The sequence below is a fragment of the Sphingomonas sp. LR59 genome (assembly GCF_036855945.1).
Lineage (GTDB): Bacteria > Pseudomonadota > Alphaproteobacteria > Sphingomonadales > Sphingomonadaceae > Sphingomonas.
In genome coordinates, this window is the sequence record NZ_JASPFL010000002.1 from 1 (window position 1) to 19,389 (window position 19,389).

A 19,389-nucleotide genomic window follows, 5' to 3' on the forward strand; every position below is an offset into this window, starting at 1 on the left:
CCGCGGACGAACGAGATCTCCTGATCGCCGAAGCGGATTAGTCCGCTTTGCTGTGCATTATCGCCAAAGATCACGTCGGTAATCTGGGTGGCTAACGACGAAAGCAGTCTGCTCTGCAGCGTCCGAAGAAACTGCGATGCGGGATCGCTTGAGTTCAGCGCGGTGGGATCTTTGTACTTACTCTGTGCAGTGGCGACGCCAAGCAGATGTGCCGAGTTGAAAGGATTACCGCCAAATGAGGGATTGATAGGAGTATAGACGAGTTCAGATGCTGAGGCGGGAATCGGCGCCACTGACAATCCTATTATGGACGTCGCCGCAACGAGATGTCTGGTCCGCATCGCTCTCTCCCTGTTGCGAGCTGGGCTACTCCCGCTTTTAATCGGCGAAAATCCGTGTGATTACGGATGCCGGTACGTCCCACATTCGTATTATTACGGACTGTCGTGGTTCACCTATCCGCGGCTACGTTAGCTCACCTGCTCGGCAGCGCCCGATCCTCGAGCATCGCCGGCTAACGAGGAGATGGTTAGGTGGATGCGCGGCACTCTGACCGATCCGGCCTTACCCCGCCTGTCGAACCTTGGGTCGGGATTGCCTTATCGGATATCTCAATCCCCGCTCGACTGCTCGATGGGGCGGACCAGGTGATCTGGCGTACATCGGGGTCAATTCCGGCGCACAACGCCGCAGCAACGATCCCCGCGTTTGGTCTTGCCGGCGAATCCTTAAAGCTATGCCTCGAACTGACGACCACCGATTCTTCAGTTGATATGATACGCGAAGTTACCAACCGGGAGGGCGAGCATCGCGCGCGCAATATCGTCGCATTGGCGTTGGCGATCGCTCACCAGTCGCTTGGGAAGCTAATCGACGATCCCGTGGTAGACCGCTTCCTAGATCGTCTGCGAAGTTTAGATGCAGTAGCTAGGGTTGGATGTGAAGTTGAAGGCGATCGCTGTGCAATCGGTGTCATTGCTCGGCAGGTCATGAACCGGTTCGACGATCCGCAACAGCCCAGGATTCATCATTCTGGTTCGCCCGTATCAATTCCGGCGCGCTGGGCGCATCTGGTTGCGATCATACTGCATGAGCTTGGCGCAAACGCGATCCGACACGGCTCGCTGCGCGGACGATTTGGCGAAGTTCACCTCCGATGGTGCGTTGTATCAAATCGAGATTTAGGGAGGTGCACCCTGCAACTGTCATGGCGTGAAACTGGTGGCGCACCGGTGCATGCGATGGGTCCAAAAGGTTTCGGTAGTCGCATCCTGCGCGACGTCGGATCGGTGAATCGCCGTTGTAACGCGGTTTTCAAACTGCCTTCAACAGGGCTCGATTATCAACTTTCAATTGAGTTCGAAGACAACGAAGTGTCCTATGGCTGACGTCAATCGATGTGCACCTCAATGCCGAAACGCACGAGCTGTGAGAGGCTGGTGGCGCCTGTCTTCTCCATTAGGTGCTGACGATAGGTTTCGACTGTGCGTGGGCTGATTTCCAGTTCGATGGCGGTCTGCTTGGCGGTCAAGCCGCGGACGATATGCTTGAGCACCTGACGTTCGCGCCGAGACAGGGATGCCATGCACTGTTCGCGGGTGGACAAGCGCATCACGACATCGTGTACCGCATTGACCGACTCCAACAGCCTAGCCGCTTCGAAAGGCTTCTCAATGAAGTCGGCAGCACCGGACTTGATGGCCGTCACAGCGAGTGGGATGTCGCCGTGCCCTGTGATGAGGATCACGGGGTCGGTACGGTCGAGCGACGGCAAAGCCTGCAATAGATCTAGACCGCTCATTTCCTTCATCGCGATGTCGCTGAGAATGATACCGACCGGAAGGTGGGGCATCTGCTCGACGAATGCCTCGGCGCTGGAGAAAGAGCGAGTTTGGAAGCCTTCGATAGCGAGAAGCAGCTCGATTGACCGGCACATTTCTGGCTCGTCGTCGATGATGTAGACGATGTGCTCACGCTGCATAAGCCATCCTTTCAGGCGTCGCGCGTCGTGGCAGTGTGAACCAAAAAATTGCACCACCTCCCTCGTTTGTCTCGCCGGCAATCGTCCCATGGTGAGCTGTCACGATTGTCCGTGATATGGACAATCCGACGCCCAAGCCGTCAGGTTTGGTCGTACGGAACGGAACGAAGACGTCGTCTTCGAATCCGGGCGCAATTCCCGCACCGGTATCGATTACCGTAATCGTGCATCGGTCCGGTATGTCGGCTGTCGCTCTCAATTCGATGCGTCGTATCTGGGCATCGGTGACCGCCTCCGCCGCATTGGACAGGAGGTTGAGGACGACCTGCTGGATCTGCGTCGCGTCAATAAAGACTTCGCCGAGATCGTCAGCAATCAAGAGGGTTAGCTCGGCATCCGCACGTCGAACCGCCATAGCTCCAATCCTTGTACTATCCATAATTACTTGGCGAGCATCGACCCATTGTGGCTGGAGCGGGCTGCGCTGAATGAAGTCACGGAGCCGTCGGAGAACGGCAGCAGCGCCGAAAATCTGGCGTAGGGCGGCATCGAGCGGCTCACGAACTTCTGCTTCCGGGCACCCGCGCTCAAGAGCGACCTGCGCAACTTTCGCATAGTTGGCGGCAGCGGCAAGCGGCTGGTTCACTTCGTGCGCAATTGCCGATCCGAGTTGCCCCAGCGCCGTCGCACGCCCCAACTGGAGTAGCTCGGCCTGCAGTTGGGCAAGCTGATCGGCTGCCGTGATGGCTTCCGTCTCGTCGTGAATATAGATTGTCTGCAGTTCCGACGTATCTAACGCTATTGCCACGCTGGAAACAGAAAGTGTTAGACGCCGCCCATCACCGCGATCAATGACGCGAGATCCGCTAATGTTCGTTTGGTCGCCTGGAAAAACATTTGCAAGACGAAGATTAGTACCTTCGTTCATATCAATGCCAAGTATCAAGCGTGCACTGGCGTTGATGGCCACGACCTCGCCTTGTGTGTCCGCAATCAACATGGCGGCTGGCGTTGCGCTGAAAATCGACTGGAGAAAAACTTCGCGCCGGCTGCAGCGCTTTGCTTCAGCGTCAGCACGACTGCGCAGCGTGGTTATGCGGCCGCCGAATATTATCAGCACGGTGGAGAAGAGTGCTACGGCGACGGTGTTGGCTGGCGTCACGAAGGGGTGATCGGCGTTGAGTACCACAGCGGCGGGTATGGTCGTCATAGCAACTACGCTCGCGTTCAGCGCGCCGTACCAAAAGGCGCCAAAAACGACGGTGACAAGAGCGAACGCGAAGGGCAAATCAATGCCTGCGAGCCGACTGCCGATTGTCGATAAGCCGATGCAGCAACCGCTCAGAAGAACAGCGGCGAGCATCCTGCTTGGTCGTTCCGGAACCTCAAGCCGTTGGTCGACGATGCCCAAAAGACGGTGCATGGTGTCCCCAGTTCCTCTACCTGCAGGTCTTTGATTGTGACCCATTTTTTCGGCGAGTTTACGTGAACGACGCGTCAGGTCTATGCGTATAATTACGGAGTGTGAGTAGCCTCGCCTACACTGCGCCGCGGCCACCTAAAAAGGGACCTTTAGCTGGATTGGCACCTAGCCGGAAACGGCGGGCCGATCATAAACATGCTGGCGCGTACAAGGCGGTCGGCACGCCGTCAGGAACTGGTGGCGTGATCAATCAGAGGAGAGCGCTCGCGGGAGCAATCGACTTTCGGGAATGTCCAAGCTGGAGAGTAAAGCGGACTGGTTGCTTTCGATCAACGCTCCCCGTAACCACACAATCGCCTGGGACGCGGGGAGCTGGGTTTCAGCGCCTGCCGGACGCGTAGCGCTACGATGCCGTACGAACAGCATTTCGGCCAGCTGCCTTAGCGGCGTAAAGGGCTTGATCGGCGCGGCGGGCAAGGTCGGCAAATTTCTCGCCTTGCAATGCCGCGGCGATACCGATGCTTAAGCTGAGCAGTGCAACCGAAGTCTCATCGATCGCAAACGGCTCGTCACGAGCCGCGTCGCAGATACGCCGGCCAATGATATCCGTCTGACGTAGATCGCTGTTCGGGAGAAGTATCAGAAATTCGTCGCCACCTAGCCGCGCAATTACGTCGTTTGAACGGACCTGCGCTTTTAGGATGCCGGCAAGGTGGCATAAGGCAAGATCGCCCGTGTGATGCCCCCAACGATCGTTAATCGACTTAAAATAGTCGAGGTCGATAGCTATCAGGCTAATTGGAACAAATTCATCACGGCGGTGGAACTGGTGATTTACCATCAGGTCGAACCCAGCGCGATTGAAAAGTCCGGTCAGGGGATCTGTAATAGCCTTTTCCATCATTTCCTTATCATGCTCGGCAAGCGCGGCGGTGAGACGGGCACGCTTCGTCACCTCGGCAGCGACCGGAAGCGAAGTGACTAGGAGGACTGCAATAAACGCTTGGAACAGCTGCGCCTGCGCGATCGGACCATCAGCGATCATGGCGATCGGCCCTTGCGCCGCCATTGTGGCGGCGCCGCCGATCAGCGTGACAATTACTAGCGCTAACTTAGTTCCAAGCCGACCAGCGCGGAATGTCACGAGCATGATTGGCGGGAAGAGCGCAAATAGGAGTGGCCGGGCTGCGATGAAAAATACTGCGTACGCGATGAGACCAGTTAGCAACAAAAGTGAAATCATCTCAAATCGCAGCCGCCATGTTTTGCTGCGAAAACATTCGATGAACTCGCGTCGAAAGGCCGATAAGAAGATTGGCGTAAACACAATTAGCCCAAGTCCGTCACTAACGACCCAGACCGGGAAGGATTTGCCGATCGCTTCGCCGAAAACGAAAAAGGCGGTGGCGGCGCCAAGTAGGCCGCTAATACACGGCGCGATTAATCCCGCTGCAATGAGAAATCGCAGCGTAGCCTCAGTCGATCCTAACAAGCCGGCCTTTGCACGAGCAGGACCGATCAACTGTGTTGCGATCACAACTTCAACAAGATTGGCAACTGAGAACATAAGTGGCGCAGCGAGCGTGCCGCGCGTCAACATATTCGCGGCGACGTTGCCAAAAAAGCCTGCAGTAAGGATGGGTAGCAAGCGTGGCTCGTCGTCCGCCAGTAGCAGCGCGAGCAGAATTGCGTTGGCAGGCCAGATGGTCGCGATGTCGCGACCGTCGCTTGTCAGGTGAATCGTAGCGGTGGCAGCAATCAAATAGAGTGAGAGGGTTACAAGCCAGGACCGGACAGAAGTGCTGTCGAAGTGCTTGATAGACCAAGGTTTGTGAGCCATCATCCGTTGATGCGGCCGGATCGGTTTCAACGTAGTTAAGAGGATCGCTGCCGCATTTCGATCGGGGGTGCGCCGGCAAAGATCACAACCCTACTTGGCTCGACCCTCAAAAATCTGAAGCTGAACGAATTGCCGTTGTCGGGGGCCGGCTTACCAGCCTGAGCGTCGGGTTGTGGGCGTCAGCGGTCCGGCCTCTTTTGAACTGCCCGCGCCGCCCTGTCGCAAAACACACGATAGTCGCCACTCTGGGTTAGCGACGGCGTTTTTCGACGATCGACATGATACCGTCCGAAATCACCCGTTTGTCGTGCATCCAGGATGGCGACAGGGTTTTCCGCCGTAATCGATGCCTTCAGGGACAAAGGCGTCGTCCCGGCACGGTCTGCTGAACAACAGCTACTGCCAGATCCGGCCGCTCGTGGGCGATGTCCCGTCCTACTATGGCGCAAATCTGGTGGAGTGCGGTCAGACAGGTTTCAGCAAGGAGATGGCGATCGCGGGCGGTCCCACAAAGGATGGCGTTTTGAGAATGCCGATGCGTACCTACCGCCGCTGCAACCCGATCACGTCCAACAGCGCATCCGCGGCTTTCGTGCGATAGCGTTCCTTATGCCGCAGCCCGAAGAAGGGGCGAGGAGCGAATGTGATCGGTGCGACGTGCAACAGACCTGCCTTGATGGCCGGGTCGACCACCAGCGCCGACAGGACAGCAACGTCCACCCCAGCCTCCACGGCCGTTCGGACGCTTTCATTAGACGGCATCGTCAGCGCCACGTCGAGGGCAGCCGGATCGACCCCAAGCCGCGCAACTCGCTATTCAACGTCGATCGCGTGCCTGATCCAGGCTCCCGTTGCACCCAGCGCGCTCGTCGCAGCCATGTCGCGTCGATGTCGATGTCGGCGAAAGGTTGTGCTCCGACGAGCAACAGCTGGTCTTCGCCGATCGGCCAATGCGCCAACGCTGGATCTTCGATCTCGCCCTCGACAATACCCAGATCGGCCTTGCCGTCATTGACGTGTACCGCGGCCTGCCCGGTGTTGCCGATCGACAGTTCGATACTGATCGCCGGATAGCGCTCATGGAAAGTTGAAAGGATGGGCGGCAACCAGCAGACGGCGATGGTCTGGCTGGCGACGAGGCGCAGCGTGCCCCGCTTCAGTCCGCCAAGCTCCTCCAGCACCGTCTCGGCCGCGTCGGCCCGCGCAAGAACTCCGCGAGCCTCGGTCAGGAACAGCCGTCCGGCCTCTGTCAGAGCGATGCCGCGCCCGACGCGGTGGAAGAGCTTGGTTGCGTGTCGCTCCTCAAGCGAGGCGATGGCTGCGGAAGCCTCTGACTGCGTGACGTTTAAGGCCGCGCCGCGACGGTCATATGCTTGCGCTCGGCCACGCCGACGAAGATGCGCAGTTGCTCCAGTGTCACACCGCACCTGATATAGAAACCGATCACGATTGACGATCGGAATGACAACAAGGCTAAGTTGGAGCGATCGGTAGGCAGGGTTTAGATCGTGCGACGGAAGGAACACCGCCGTGGCCAGTTTTGCCTATCCCGATCGTATATTCCCGACCGTCCAGACTAGCAGATTGCCCGCGCTGCTGCCCGGCGTCGGCCTCTGCCTCGCCGTCACCGGCTCGGCCTACGCGCTGGAGGTGGGCGAGCGCGCACTGGCCGGCAAGGCGTGGCTGGAGGCGCTGGTGCTCGCCATCCTGATCGGCACCGCCGTGCGCAGCCTGTGGACCCCGGATGAAAGGTGGCACGAAGGCATCGCATTCAGCGCCAAATACTTACTGGAGGTGGCGGTCGTCCTGCTCGGTGCTTCGGTCAGTGCCGCGACCATCTTGGCGGCCGGGCTGCCGCTCCTCGCCGGTATCGCCGGCGTGGTCGTGAGCGCAATCCTGCTCAGCTTTGGGATCGGCCGATTGCTCGGCTTGCCAACGCGGATGGCGCTGCTGGTGGCTTGCGGCAATTCAATCTGCGGCAACTCCGCCATCGCGGCCGTGGCACCGGTAATCGGCGCCGACAGCGACGACGTAGCTGCCTCGATCGCGTTCACGGCGGTACTGGGTGTGGTGGTAGTGCTTGGCCTGCCACTGCTCGCGATTGCGCTCGGCATGGGCGGGCTCGCCTTCGGGGCGCTCGCCGGGCTCACTGTCTATGCCGTGCCGCAGGTGATCGCAGCCGCCTCGCCGTTGGGCGCCACCGCCGTGCAGATGGGTACGCTCGTCAAGCTGGTGCGCGTGCTGATGCTCGGGCCGGTGTGCCTTGTTCTGTCGCTGGTGGCGCCTCGTCTCGCGCCGCAGTCGGTTCCCGAAGGCGAGTTCGTCGCCGGTGCGCCTACGGCCAAGCGGATGGACCTCGCCCACCTCGTGCCCTGGTTCATCATCGGCTTCCTCGCACTGGTCGCCTGCCGCTCGCTAGGTCTGGTGCCGACCGTCGCCATCGCGCCGATCGGCCGGAGCGCCACGCTGCTGACCGTCGTTTCCATGGCGGCGCTCGGGCTCGGCGTGGACGTCCGCACCGTCGCCAAGGCCGGGGGCCGCGTGACCATGGCCGTCGTGTTGTCGTTGCTCGGCTTGGCCGCGATCAGCCTGACGCTGCTGGCCGCGCTGCACATCGCATGATCGGGCAAGATAGTGAGGATGAGGCCGAGGCCAAACCGATTGTCAGGCGTTACAATAGCATGAGCGAGCTGATGATAGAGCGGAACCCCGAGCCCTACAACGCCGAGCCGGTGCCCGGCGCCTTGATCGAGCGGTTTTTGACGCCACAGAACCTGTTCTATGTGCGCAGCCATGGGCCCGTGCCGGACCTGCCGGCCGATCACCGGATTGAGGTGGGCGGGATCAGTGTGGGCGAGTGCTCCATCTCGATTGCGGAGTTGAAGGCGCGCTTTCCGGTCCGGACTGTCACGGCTGTGCTTCAATGCGCCGGCAACCGCCGGACCGATCTCCAACAGGTGGGCAAGACTTCAGGCGATCCATGGGACATAGGCGCGATCGGCAATGCCGAGTGGACGGGCGTGCGGCTCGCAGACCTGTTGAATGCAGTTGGAGCATCGGACGCGTCCAACCTGTTCGTCTGCTTCACCGGCGCTGACGAGGTGGATGTGGAAGGCGAGGTGGCACCGTTCGGCGTCTCGATCGCTATGACCAAGGCGCGCGCGCCCGACGTGCTGCTCGCCTGGGCGATGAACGGCGAACCGCTGGCATCCGAGCACGGTGCGCCGTTGCGTCTGGTCGTGCCAGGCTATGCTGGCGTGCGTAGCGCCAAGTGGCTGACCCGGATCGAGGTCAAGGACACGCCCTCCGAGGCGCCGATCCAGGCGCACGATTACAAGCTTTTTCCGGCCGACGTGACCAGCGAGACGGCGGACTGGACGCAAGGGCTGACGATCAACGCCATGCCGCTCAACGCCGCGATCTGCTCGCCTGGTTCGGGCGAGAGCCTGCCCGCGGGCAAGGTCCGGATCAAGGGCTATGCCGTCGCCTATGAGCGCGGCGTGTCGCGGGTAGAGGTGTCGCTGAACGGCGGTCGAGACTGGCGGCAGGTCGATTTCTCCGACGATCCGGACGGGCAGTGGAGCTGGCAGCGCTGGTCACTCGATGCGGAACTGCCCAAGGGGCGCCAGCACCTTGTGGTGCGCGCGTTCGACGATGCGGGTCAGGGTCAGCCCGAACTACCCGATACGATGTGGAACTTCGCCGGATACCTCTGCACGGCCTGGCACCACGTCCACGTGCTGGTCGAGTGAATCCGCCGCCTTTGTCGGTCGATCTCGCCTTCTGGGTCGACGCGATCGGCAGGATGATCGTGGCGACGGCGGCCGGCATGACGCTCGGCTGGGAACGGTCACGCGAGAACCGACAGATCATGGGTCTGCGGACGCTAGGGCTGGTCGGGCTCGCGAGTTGCATCGCCGTCCAGGCGATCGTCCACAGCGGCTTGCCGAACGTGAACGCCGATGCAGCAGGTCGGGTGATGCAGGGCATCCTATCCGGCGTCGGCTTCATCGGCGCGGGCGCGGTCCTGCGCGTCGGCAGCGGGCAGGAGGTGCATGGGCTGGCAACGGCGGCGTGCATCTGGGTGTCAGCGACGCTCGGAGCGGCAGCGGGATTGGCGGTGTGGCCACTGCTTGTGGGCGGTCTGCTGCTGGCGATGCTCGTGCTGTTCGTCGGCGCACCGCTCGAACGCCGTATCCGCGAACGCGCCCGGCAGACCCCGGCCGAAGCGGACCGGCGGGACGCCGAGCAGAAACCCTGAATAATCCTTGGCGCGAAACGGTGTACCAGTAGTTTTGCAGACGGAGGACTTCATGAGCGACATCGACAAGAAGAAGCCCACTACGCAAGGATCGGCCGAGATTCTTGAGCTGGAGGAGTTGGCCCGCGCCAAAGACAAGGCGAAGGTTGACAACGTCAAGGAAGATGATCGCTCCTGAGCCGGTTGGCGCCGTTAAGCCGGGCTGAAGGAGCGAACGAGAGCGAGGCCGCCGAACAGCGCGAGCACGCCCAGCCCAACCGATCCGACAACATAAAGGGCGGCTTGCCCGACTTCGGCTCTCTCCTAAAGCACGGCCGCTTCCAGCGAGAAGGTCGAGAAGGTCGTGACGCCGCCCAGCCCGCCGGTGGTGAGGAACAATCGCCATCCCGGGCTCGATCCGCTCCGCAAGCCATCACGCCGGGTGCTGGTGATCGGCGGAGGCGTCACCGGCCTGTTGTCGGGGCTGGTTGGAAGCGCCGGGCTGCTTGGTGCTGCGGTCTTCCTAAGTCTCGGCCTTCCGCCGCTCGCTTATGTCGCGAGCGATGCAGTCGCATCTGTAGCCATGCATGGTCCCAAGACGGTCGTCTACGGTGCGACATTCGACCTCGGGCCGACCTTCTGGCCGTTGGCGATTGCGATGGGCCTGGCAATGATCGCAGGCACCTGGGCCGGACAGTTACTCATCAAACGTTTGCCGGTCGACCGCTTCCGCCAGTTCGTGATGGTGCTACTCGCGTAGATAGCAGTCGAAATGATCATTATGGGGTGACAGGGTAGAAAGGGAGGCTCTCTGCCAAATCGACCTTCCCGAAAAAGAAGGTCAAACAGGACAAGGCCGTTGATACACGCGCTGCACGTCTCTTCCGGGTACGGTTTCCCAAAATCTGTTCCCGATTGGATTTTTCCGAATTGCCGGTCGGACATGGGAAAACGCGAATTGGACGAGCGGTTTGAACGGCCGGTTTTGGGAATGCATACCGATCGAGTGAACGGCCCAAATGGGGCGCGAGCGGCAATGATGCGCTCAGTGTCACAACCGAACGTGGCTGTTGATAAAGTCGATCAATCACCGACGCGGCCCAATCGGTTGATTGTCGCTATTGTTGCGCCTCTGGCTCAAAATTCACTGATTTGCGTTAGAACCTGAAGGGTGGAAATTCGGCCACCCTGAACAGGGGTCAGCCATATGGATCAAACCGCCTTCATGATCGGCTTTACGGTCATGTCGCTCGCCTCGCTGGCGATCTACGCGAGGGGGAGCAAGGCGCCCCCGTCACTTCACCACACGCTTCTTCACGCAGCCGTGCCGTTCATCGCGGCGACGGCCTATCTCGCTATGGCTTTCGGGATTGGCACCCTCGTCAATGCCGATGGCTCGGCGACATATTTTGCTCGCTATGCTGACTGGACCTTCACGACGCCTATCCTGCTGTCGAGCCTGGTGCTTCTTGCGTTCCACGAGCGCGGCAAGACGGGTGAGGTAGGCGGCTATCTCACCTCGATCATCGTCCTGGACGTGCTGATGGTGGAAACCGGCCTAATCTCGTCGCTGGCAGAAACGCCTTTGGTCAAGTGGGTCTGGTTCCTGTGGTCGTGCGTCGCCTTCCTCGGCGTGCTGTACCTGCTCTGGGGGCCGCTCCGGTCGATGGCGACCGAGCGCGGTGGTGCGTTGGGCCAAGCCTATGGCAAGAACATCGTCTTCCTGACCGTTGTCTGGTTCCTCTACCCGCTGGTGTTCCTGATCGGCCCCGAGGGCCTGAAGATCATCACCGATCCGGCATCGGTCTGGGCGATCCTCGTCATGGATATTGTCGCCAAGGTGATCTACGCCTTCTATGCGGCTAGCAACCTCGATAAGGCGCTGCACGAACACGATCGCCGTTCGTGAGCCGCAGCATCGCACTGTTGGTAGTGGGAGGCGCGCTTGCCGCTGCCGCCGCCTTGCCGGTCCAGCTGGCCTTTGCGATTTCGGGCATCGGCGTCGTGGGCATGGTCCACGGCGCCGGTGACCTCGCCGCCGTCCCGAGAGGACGGTGGCCCTTATTTCTAGCGGCCTACGGCCTGGTCTCTCTGTCGACCTTGCTTTGGTGGATCAACGATCCGGCGATCGCGCTGCCAGCCTTTCTGCTGGCGTCCGCGATCCATTTCGGCATCGAGGATGCTCGCGATGGAACAGCGGCGGAGCGAGTTGCACGAGGCCTAGCTCTAATCCTGACGCCAGCGGCGCTGCATTCCGCACACTACACGAGCCTCCTGCGATTGGCGGGCGGTTCGGCGTCTACGTTGGCGGCGTTGACCCCTATGCTTGCTATCATCGGCGGTCTAGCCGGTACGGCTTTGCTGCTTCTCGCTTGGCGTCGGCATGATTTCCACCTCGCATTGGGTATCGGCGCGCTGGTACTGCTCCCCCACTCATCGGCTTCACGATTGGCTTTTTGGTGCTGCATGCCTTGCCACAAACCACGGAGCGCCGTGACCGACTGGGGTGCGACAGCACCTTGGTCTATCTGAAGATGGTGATGCCGATCTTCGTGGCTGCCGTGCTCCTGGCCGGCGTTGTCGAAGGGTTGCTCCTGCAGTTCGATCCGAGCGGTGTACGTGGCCTCTTTGCCGGTATCGCAGCACTCGCCGTGCCTCACCTTCTGGTTACGCCTTGGTTCGAGGCCCGATCACCGCTTTCAGCGCTAGCGGCCTCCCACGGCATCAAGGCTCAAGTAAACGCATGACGTCGGTCATTACGCGCGAAAGCAAAGGAGCTTTGTGTGAGGTCCGTTGACCTTCTGCCCGGCAAGCTGCTTCGGCGTTCTGGTGCCATTGAGCATGCCGATCACTTCCGCGGCTGCCAGATCGATGACCCCCGGCTTGCCGAGGTTCTATCGCCAGATGCACCCTTGCTCGTGCTGCATGAGGGCGCAATTCATGCCGAGGGGCCTGCCTGGCAAGGAACCCATGGTCGTCTCCTCTTCTCGGACGTTCCAAACCGCCGATTGAACGCGTGGTATGAAGAGGATGGCCGTGTCGAGGTCGCGATCGATGCAACCTGGTTCATGAACGGTAACGCTGTCGCGCCCGATGGGGCGGTCTGGCATTGCGAGCACGGCCGTCGCTGTATCAGCCGTTCGCCTTCCGACCTGGCAAGAAGTCCTGAACCGATCATCACCCACTATGATGGCAAGCGCCTCAACTCGCCCAACGACGTGACGGTGGCACCTGACGGATCGATCTGGTTCACCGATCCGATCTTCGGCATCGTCATGCCGAGCCAGGGCGCGCTCGCTGAGCCCGAGCTCGATCACCGAAGTGTCTACCGCTTCGATCCCGCAAATGGTGAACTCATACGGGTCGCCGACTTCGAACAGCCCAACGGCGTCGCGCTGTCCCCCGATGGGAAGACGCTGTACGTCTCGGACACCTCGCTGTCGCTGGGCGAAGTGCCGGGCTTTGCGGCAGGTTCGAAGCACGAGGTGTCACGCTTCTACCGCCAACCGAACGGTAGCTGGGGTAACCGAACGCGGTTCTGCCGAACCAATCACGGCTATCCTGACGGGTTCACGACAGACGCACGCGGCTGGTTGTGGGTAAGCGCAGAAGACGGCGTCCACATCTGGTCGTCGGAGGAACGCCGGCTCGGCTTTGTCCCGATCGACGGAACGGTTTCCAATCTATGCTTCGGCGGCTCTGATGGGCGCCGCCTCTTTATCGCAGCGGGCACCCGCCTGCTCGCCCTCGATCTAAAGGCTAATGTATGACCTCTCCCATCGCGGACTATGCTCTGATCGGCGACGGACGCACGGCGGCCATGGTTGCGCGCAACGGGTCTATCGATTTCTTATGCCTGCCGAATTTCGACAGCGACGCTTGCTTTGCGGCAATGCTCGGCGATCAGGGCAATGGCTGCTGGCAGATCGCCCCGACCGGGTTCGTGATGGCTGTGGAGCGCCGCTATCGCGGCGATACATTGATCCTCGAGACCGATCATTCGACCGACAGCGGCGCGGTGCGGGTCACCGACTTCATGCCGTGGCACGACGGCGAACCGATGGTCGTGCGGATGGTTGAGGGTCTGTCGGGCGAGGTCGAGATGGCCAGCCTTCTCCGCCCCCGCTTCGACTATGGCCGCGTACCGCCATGGATGCGGCCGTTCGATGGTGGCCTATGCGCCGATGCCGGGTCACATCAACTCGTCCTGCATGCTCCTTGTGCATTGGAGGCCGTTGACGGTGATGCGCGCGCGACCTTCCGCGTGAAGAAGGGGGAGCGGCTCGTATTCGCGCTCTCTTATGCACCCTCCTATGCCGAGCTGCCAAAGAAGCCTGACACGACGCGGCTGTTGAAGCAGACCGACAAGGCGTGGAGCGATTGGATCGGCCGCTTCGATGCACCCGATCGCTGGGGTGCGCCGCTCAAGCGCTCGCTTCTTACACTCAAGGCGCTCATCGACCGGCGAACCGGCGGGCTGGTCGCTGCGGCCACGATGGGTCTACCTGAGGTGCCAGGCGGCGCCATGAATTGGGATTACCGCTACTGCTGGCTGCGCGATGCAACCTTCACGTTGACCGCACTGCTGAACGCCGGCTTCGGTGACGAGGCAATCCGCTGGCGGGACTGGATCCTGCGCGCGATTGCGGGTGATCCGAAAGACATGCGCATCATGTACCGCATCGACGGTGGGCGTCGATTGCAGGAATATGAAGCGACATGGTTGAAGGGCCACGGCGGTGCGCAACCGGTCCTGGTCGGCAACGCCGCCTCGGACCAGACCCAGCTCGACGTGTATGGGGAGTTGATCGACAGCTTCCATGTTGGCGCCCGCGCCGGTGTGGAGCGCACGCCACGTGACATCGCGGTGGAGATCGCGCTGATCGAATATCTGGAGGGTGCCTGGGACAAGCCCGGTGCCGACATCTGGGAGAGCCGCGGCGACCCGGGCTGCTATACATATTCGCAGGCGATGGCGTGGGTCGGCATCAACCATTTCGTCGAGAGCGACGTCATGCGGGCCGCCGCAGGCGATGAACTGGTTGGGCGCATGCGTGGCCTAAGGACACAGATCCACCAGACCGTGTGTGAACGAGGCTACTCGGCCAGCGCAGGGCATTTCGTGCAACGCTATGATGGCGAGACGCTCGATGCCTCGCTGCTCCTGCTGCCCCTTGTCGGGTTCTTGCCTGCCGACGACCCGCGTATCGCCGGCACAATCTCGGCTGTGGAGCGCGAGTTGATGGAAGGCGGGCTCGTTCGCCGCAAGGCGGCGAAGGGCGATGGTCATGACGAAGGGGCGTTCCTTGCCTGCTCATGCTGGCTTGCCGACTGCATGGCGATGCAGGGCCGGCGGGATGAGGCAGCGACGATGCTCGACCGGGTGATCGGCCTTAGCAACGACGTCGGGCTACTAAGTGAGGAGTTCCACGTCCCCACGCGCCGGCTGATCGGCAATGTGCCGCAGGCATTGACCCATCTGGGCGTGGTCAACACTGCTCTCTTCCTATCGCGCCCGGTGGTACAGCGTGGCGCAGTCTGATCAGCCGCCGGTCTGATGTAAATGCCCGTCCGGATCTCGCAGCAGAGCCGGCGGGCCCTCATGCCAGACGATCCGCGTCGCTGCGACGTCGTTGACCGCGACGGGCTTGGAAGATGCACCGGGTGGTTGGTGATAGTGCAGCAACTCGACATGAGGAGGCGCCGCGGCGGGCTCCATCGGCACCACATCGGCGACCGGGTTTTCCAGACCGTCGAGCGCCATCTGTTCGCTGCCCTGGTTGAGCGTCGCATCGCCGCAGGTCAGGCCGTGAGCGGTGTAGAAGGCTTGGCTCGCTGAAAGATCGCTCACGACCATTGCGCTGTGATCGATGCCGAGCATCCCGCTGCCGTGCCAGCCCTTCTCTACTGCGTCGGGGAAGCTGATCAGTTCGAGCGGGTGCCCTTCCGGATCACGAAATTTGACCGCAGTGACACCACCTGATGACTCGGGCAGAGTTACCGGTCCAACCTCACTGATCAGCGTCGCACCAGCCGATCGGGCGTCCGACCAAGCCGCGTCCACATCGTCGGTGACGAGGGCGAGATGTTGGAAACAGATGGACGCAGCATTTGCATCGGCGGGATAGGGTCGGCCAAGCAGATCGTAGCAATCGAGCTCAACCGTCGCCCCACCCAGCCACATTGACCACCGCATCCCTCCGCCCACGATGCCGAGCATCGCCAGTTCACCGTCGTCGATCGTTCGCGGATCGCCAATGGTGAAGCCCAGCGCGGCATAGAAGGCGACGAGGACGTCGGGCTGCTGCGTTACCAATCGGAACGCGGCGATGCGGGCAAAGGTCATTTGAGCTCGCACGGTCCGACCGGGTCGCGGTGCAGTTGCACCGTCATCAGGCGACACGGCTCGTCCCCGATCGTACCCGACTTGTGCCCTTTCTTGCCGTCCTTCTCGATGCAATTCTGGTCACCGCCGAACGAGAATTCGCCCGGGCCCTGTTCGATGCGCGTGCCGTCCATCGCTTCGATCCACCAGCGGCCCGAAAGCACCACGATCCACTGGGGAGCGGGGTTCTCGTGCCAGTCGCCGACCCAGCCAACCGGCTGTACGGTGAAGACGACAGTGGCCTCACCGCGATCCATCTTGTCGTTCCATTGGGGATCGGCATCGCCGACGCCCTTCAGCTCGTAATCGGTCAGCGCGCATTCGCTGAAGCGGCTGACGCCGTTCTCGTCGGTGTAAAGATGCTGATAGGGGACGGAGGGTTTGGGTCCGGCATCGGACATGGTATTATCTCCCATAGGGGTGGCTGGAGGCGAACGGCGCGTCGAGGAAAGGCTGGAGCCCTGACCCATCGGTGCCGACGATGAGGAGAAGGAAACCGGCGCCAAGCGACAGGTTCTTGAGGAAGTCCCAGAACAGGGTGCGTCCCTTGCCGCCCGGATCGGCAAAGAAGTCGCCCGGCTTCCAGAACTGCTTGTACAGCACCGCCGTCACGGCGCAGTAGCCGGCAACGACGAAGGCGGCAGCGCGGTCGGCGACGCCTAGGACAATCGCGCCGCAGCAGACGATCTCGATGAAGAGCCCGACCATCAGCACGGCGATGGCGAGCCAGCGAGGAGAAAACCTGCTGTGCTTGGCTGACCGCGTGATCGAACGAGAAGATCTTGTCGAGCGCGCTGAACGGCAGGAACAGCATGACGATGCCATAACGCACGATCAGCGCGGCAACGGCCGCGGTCGTCACAGGCGGGCCTCGATGATGCTGGCGACGCGAAGTGCATTGGCGATGATCGTCAGCGTCGGGTTCACCGCGCCGATTGAGGGGAAGAAGCTGGCGTCGGTGACGTAAAGGTTGGCGACTTCATGCGCACGGCAGTCGAGGTTGAGGACCGAGGTCGATGGATCGGTGCCGAAGCGGCAGGTGCCCGCCTGATGCGCCGTCCCCGACAAGGGTATGTCCTTGCCGAGATAAAGCGAGCGTTCGATCAGCATGGCCGGCCAGCCAATATCGGACAGCACCTGCTCCAGCTTGGCCTTCAGCCGCTTGAGTGATTCTTCGTTGGTCTCGGTCACGTCGAGATGGACCTGACCATTTTGATAATAGACCCGGTTCTCCGGGATCGGCAGGTCCTCGGTCTGCAACCAGAAGTCCATCGAGTGCCGTGCCATCTCAGCAAAGGGCATGTCGGGCAGATGTTTCATGATCGAGGCCAGCGGCGCCTCGCCTTTGATCTGGTCGGCATGGCTGGTGGCGCACATCTGGATAAGGCCGAGCGGATGTGGATAGTCGGGATCGCCACTATTGAAGTAGAAGTCGCTCAGCGCCAGCGTCTTCTGGAACACGGTCTCGTTGACGTGTTTCATCACTGCCATGACGATCGACATCTCGTGGCGCATATAGTTGCGGCCGACCTGATCCGAGCCGTTGGCAAGACCATTCGGGTGCTGCTCATTGGCGGAGCGTAGCAGCAGCAGCGCCGAAGAAAGCGACCCACATGCGACGACGACCGTGTCCGCGCTATAGCGTTCCTGCCGGCCGTCACGCTGGACCAGGATCGACTCCACTCGGCGTCCGCTGGCATCCGTATCCAACCGCTCGGCATAGGCCCCGGTCAGGAGCGTCACATTTGGGTAGTCGCGTATGGTTGGGTCGACGCACATCACCTGCGCGTCGGCCTTGCCGTTGAGCAGGCATGGAAAACCGTCGAAATAGGAACAGCGCATGCACACGCTGGTGGGCGTCGCAAAGCCGTCTTCTTTTTGGTCGAGCAGAATGCCGAGCGGCAGATGGAACGGGTGTAGACCCAGCCCGGTCAGCTTGTCGGACAGCTCCTGCACCTTGGGCTCGTGCTTGACCGGTACGAAGGGGTAAGCGGTGCTGCCCGGATCGAGCGGGTCTTCGCCGCGACGTCCATGAACATGGAATAGGGCTTCTGCCTCGTCGTACCAGGGCGCGAAATCCTGATAGGAGAGGGGCCAGGCAGGAGACACGCCGCCAGCATGCTCGACCTCGTCAAAGTCGCGCTCGCGAAGGCGGAACAGCGCCGAGCCGTATACCTTGGAGTTGCCACCGACATTGTAGTGGAGCTGTGGCGCAAACGTGCCGCCATCCTTGTTCACCCACTTCTCGTCAGCTTGATACTTGCCCTCGACGAACACCGCCTGGCCGCTCCAGTTTGCCTCTTCGCGCGGCAGATAGTCGCCACGCTCGAGGATCAGGATACGCTTGCCGGTAGGCGCCAATCGCTGCGCCAAGGCTGCACCACCGGGCCCGCTGCCGATCACGATGAGGTCGTAGTGAGTGTTCTCAGCCATGTATATGTCCGCTGCGAAGTGATGCCGTTGTGGCCAAAGCCGGAACCCCGTTGACCAAGAGCTGTTCCCAACCTTGATCAATAAGGAATCAAGCATGAGCAAAGTCGTCGTCGTCACCGGAGCCGGGGCAGGAGTAGGGCGAGCTACCGCCGAAAAGTTCGCGAGCGAGGGGTATGACGTCGCGTTGCTGTCACGCGATCCCGATCGGCTGGAGCGCGCAGCCGAGCAATTGCGCCGGCATGGCGTTCGTGCGCTGCCGATCCCGACCGACGTCGCCGACGCCGCGGCGGTAGAAGCGGCTGCAGACCGCACTGAGCGCGAGCTCGGACCGATCGACGTATGGGTCAATGTCGCCATGGCAACCGTCTTTGCGCCCGTCGCCAAGCTGACGCCCGAGGAAGTCGAACGCGGCACCAAGGTCACCTATCTTGGCCAGGTCCATGGCATGATGAGTGCGCTCAAGCGGATGCGAACGCGCCGCGGCACGATCGTCAATGTCGGCTCCGCGCTGGCCTATCGTTCGGTGCCGCTTCAGTCGGTCTATTGCGGCGCGAAGGCGGCGATCCGGGGGTTCACGGACTCGTTGCGCTCCGAAATCATCCACGACAAGATCGATGTGCACCTTACGATGGTCGACCTGCCGGCGGTCAACACACCGCAGTTCGACTGGGCCTTGAACAAGATGGGGAAGAAGGCGCGCCCTGTTGCGCCAATCTTTGAGCCCGAAGTCCCTGCACGGGCCATCTTCTACGCGGCCACCCACAAGCGCCGCGACGTGTGGCTGGGCTTCTCCTCGGTGAAGGCGATCCTGGGCAATCGTGTCGCACCCGGGCTGATCGACCGCTATCTCGCCAAGGCTGGCTACAAGGGGCAGCTGACGGACGAGCCGACGCCGGCGGACGCTCCGTCCAACCTATTCGAGCCGGTGCCCGGCGACTACAGCGCGCACGGTCGCTTCGACGACAGCTCGCGTCGCCGCAGCATGGAGTTCTTCACCGACCGCCACCGCACGGCCTTCTATGCACTTGGACTCGCCGGGCTAGGTTATTTGACGCACCGGGCCGCCAAGCGCCTGGATATCTGACAC

20 protein-coding genes and 1 pseudogene are annotated in these 19,389 nt (G+C 61.4%); 12 read left to right on the top strand and 9 right to left on the bottom strand.

Going from position 1 to position 19,389, the window contains the following annotated elements; genetic code table 11:
* A partial coding sequence (locus QP164_RS19310) for a curli assembly protein CsgF (protein ID WP_333924317.1) occupies positions 1-293 on the bottom strand: 293 nt, incomplete at its 3' end.
* A 354-nt stretch (positions 294-647) separates the two neighbouring features.
* Here QP164_RS19310 and QP164_RS19315 point away from each other — a divergent pair.
* A complete protein-coding gene (locus tag QP164_RS19315; RefSeq protein WP_333924318.1) occupies positions 648-1,388 on the top strand; it encodes an HWE histidine kinase domain-containing protein in 741 nt (246 codons plus the stop codon).
* Between the two features lie 2 nt (positions 1,389-1,390).
* Here the strand turns inward: QP164_RS19315 and QP164_RS19320 are convergent, their stop codons facing one another.
* The 4 genes and pseudogenes from QP164_RS19320 to QP164_RS19335 form a co-directional block, all read right to left on the bottom strand.
* Positions 1,391-1,981 carry a response regulator transcription factor gene (locus QP164_RS19320; RefSeq protein WP_333924319.1) on the bottom strand — a complete coding sequence of 197 codons (591 nt, stop codon included), beginning with the start codon at positions 1,979-1,981 and terminating at the stop codon, positions 1,391-1,393.
* On the bottom strand, positions 1,971-3,404 hold the full coding sequence (locus tag QP164_RS19325; RefSeq protein WP_333924320.1) for a sensor histidine kinase: 1,434 nt from the start codon (positions 3,402-3,404) through the stop codon (positions 1,971-1,973). Before QP164_RS19325 ends, QP164_RS19320 begins: the two co-directional genes overlap by 11 nt.
* Positions 3,405-3,807: 403 nt before the next feature.
* Positions 3,808-5,244 carry a GGDEF domain-containing protein gene (locus QP164_RS19330; protein WP_333924321.1) on the bottom strand — a complete coding sequence of 479 codons (1,437 nt, stop codon included), beginning with the start codon at positions 5,242-5,244 and terminating at the stop codon, positions 3,808-3,810.
* Between the two features lie 543 nt (positions 5,245-5,787).
* Positions 5,788-6,770, bottom strand: a pseudogene (locus QP164_RS19335) (LysR substrate-binding domain-containing protein).
* Positions 6,771-6,774: 4 nt separating this feature from the next.
* Between QP164_RS19335 and QP164_RS19340 the strand changes: the two are divergent.
* The 10 genes from QP164_RS19340 (at position 6,775) to QP164_RS19380 (ending at position 15,026) form a co-directional block, all read left to right on the top strand.
* Positions 6,775-7,866, top strand: a complete 1,092-nt coding sequence (locus tag QP164_RS19340; RefSeq protein WP_181321202.1) for a YeiH family protein — start codon at positions 6,775-6,777, stop codon at positions 7,864-7,866.
* 59 nt (positions 7,867-7,925) lie between these two features.
* Positions 7,926-8,996: a molybdopterin-dependent oxidoreductase gene (locus QP164_RS19345; RefSeq protein ID WP_333924322.1), complete on the top strand. Its 1,071-nt coding sequence runs from the start codon at positions 7,926-7,928 to the stop codon at positions 8,994-8,996.
* Positions 8,993-9,505 (top strand): MgtC/SapB family protein, encoded by a 513-nt coding sequence (locus QP164_RS19350; protein ID WP_107963382.1) that lies wholly within the window; start codon positions 8,993-8,995, stop codon positions 9,503-9,505. The genes QP164_RS19345 and QP164_RS19350 overlap by 4 nt, the downstream gene beginning before the upstream one ends.
* 52 nt (positions 9,506-9,557) lie before the next feature.
* Complete coding sequence (locus QP164_RS19355) at positions 9,558-9,683, top strand: hypothetical protein (RefSeq protein ID WP_333924323.1); 126 nt, start codon at positions 9,558-9,560, stop codon at positions 9,681-9,683.
* A gap of 165 nt (positions 9,684-9,848) precedes the next feature.
* Complete coding sequence (locus QP164_RS19360) at positions 9,849-10,244, top strand: sulfite exporter TauE/SafE family protein (protein WP_333924324.1); 396 nt, start codon at positions 9,849-9,851, stop codon at positions 10,242-10,244.
* A 447-nt stretch (positions 10,245-10,691) separates the two neighbouring features.
* Positions 10,692-11,393, top strand: a complete 702-nt coding sequence (locus QP164_RS19365; RefSeq protein WP_333924325.1) for a bacteriorhodopsin — start codon at positions 10,692-10,694, stop codon at positions 11,391-11,393.
* Positions 11,390-12,016, top strand: a complete 627-nt coding sequence (locus QP164_RS19940) for a Brp/Blh family beta-carotene 15,15'-dioxygenase (RefSeq protein ID WP_443027492.1) — start codon at positions 11,390-11,392, stop codon at positions 12,014-12,016. Before QP164_RS19365 ends, QP164_RS19940 begins: the two co-directional genes overlap by 4 nt.
* A complete protein-coding gene (locus tag QP164_RS19945; RefSeq protein ID WP_443027493.1) occupies positions 11,944-12,231 on the top strand; it encodes a hypothetical protein in 288 nt (95 codons plus the stop codon). Before QP164_RS19940 ends, QP164_RS19945 begins: the two co-directional genes overlap by 73 nt.
* A gap of 36 nt (positions 12,232-12,267) precedes the next feature.
* Positions 12,268-13,254 (top strand): SMP-30/gluconolactonase/LRE family protein, encoded by a 987-nt coding sequence (locus QP164_RS19375; protein WP_333924326.1) that lies wholly within the window; start codon positions 12,268-12,270, stop codon positions 13,252-13,254.
* On the top strand, positions 13,251-15,026 hold the full coding sequence (locus QP164_RS19380) for a glycoside hydrolase family 15 protein (protein ID WP_333924327.1): 1,776 nt from the start codon (positions 13,251-13,253) through the stop codon (positions 15,024-15,026). Before QP164_RS19375 ends, QP164_RS19380 begins: the two co-directional genes overlap by 4 nt.
* Here QP164_RS19380 and QP164_RS19385 read toward each other — a convergent pair whose 3' ends face one another.
* The 4 genes from QP164_RS19385 to QP164_RS19400 form a co-directional block, all read right to left on the bottom strand.
* Positions 15,027-15,830 carry a VOC family protein gene (locus QP164_RS19385; protein WP_333924328.1) on the bottom strand — a complete coding sequence of 268 codons (804 nt, stop codon included), beginning with the start codon at positions 15,828-15,830 and terminating at the stop codon, positions 15,027-15,029. It lies immediately after the preceding gene.
* Positions 15,827-16,270 (bottom strand): cupin domain-containing protein, encoded by a 444-nt coding sequence (locus QP164_RS19390; RefSeq protein WP_333924329.1) that lies wholly within the window; start codon positions 16,268-16,270, stop codon positions 15,827-15,829. The genes QP164_RS19385 and QP164_RS19390 overlap by 4 nt, the downstream gene beginning before the upstream one ends.
* 4 nt (positions 16,271-16,274) lie before the next feature.
* A complete protein-coding gene (locus QP164_RS19395) occupies positions 16,275-16,577 on the bottom strand; it encodes a hypothetical protein (protein WP_333924330.1) in 303 nt (100 codons plus the stop codon).
* 150 nt (positions 16,578-16,727) lie between these two features.
* On the bottom strand, positions 16,728-18,398 hold the full coding sequence (locus tag QP164_RS19400) for a GMC family oxidoreductase (protein WP_333924332.1): 1,671 nt from the start codon (positions 18,396-18,398) through the stop codon (positions 16,728-16,730).
* On the opposite strand from QP164_RS19400, the gene QP164_RS19405 reads away from it, so the two are divergent.
* A complete protein-coding gene (locus QP164_RS19405; protein WP_333924333.1) occupies positions 18,397-19,386 on the top strand; it encodes an SDR family oxidoreductase in 990 nt (329 codons plus the stop codon). The two genes, QP164_RS19400 and QP164_RS19405, sit on opposite strands and share 2 nt — an antisense overlap.
* Positions 19,387-19,389: the final 3 nt, after the last annotated feature.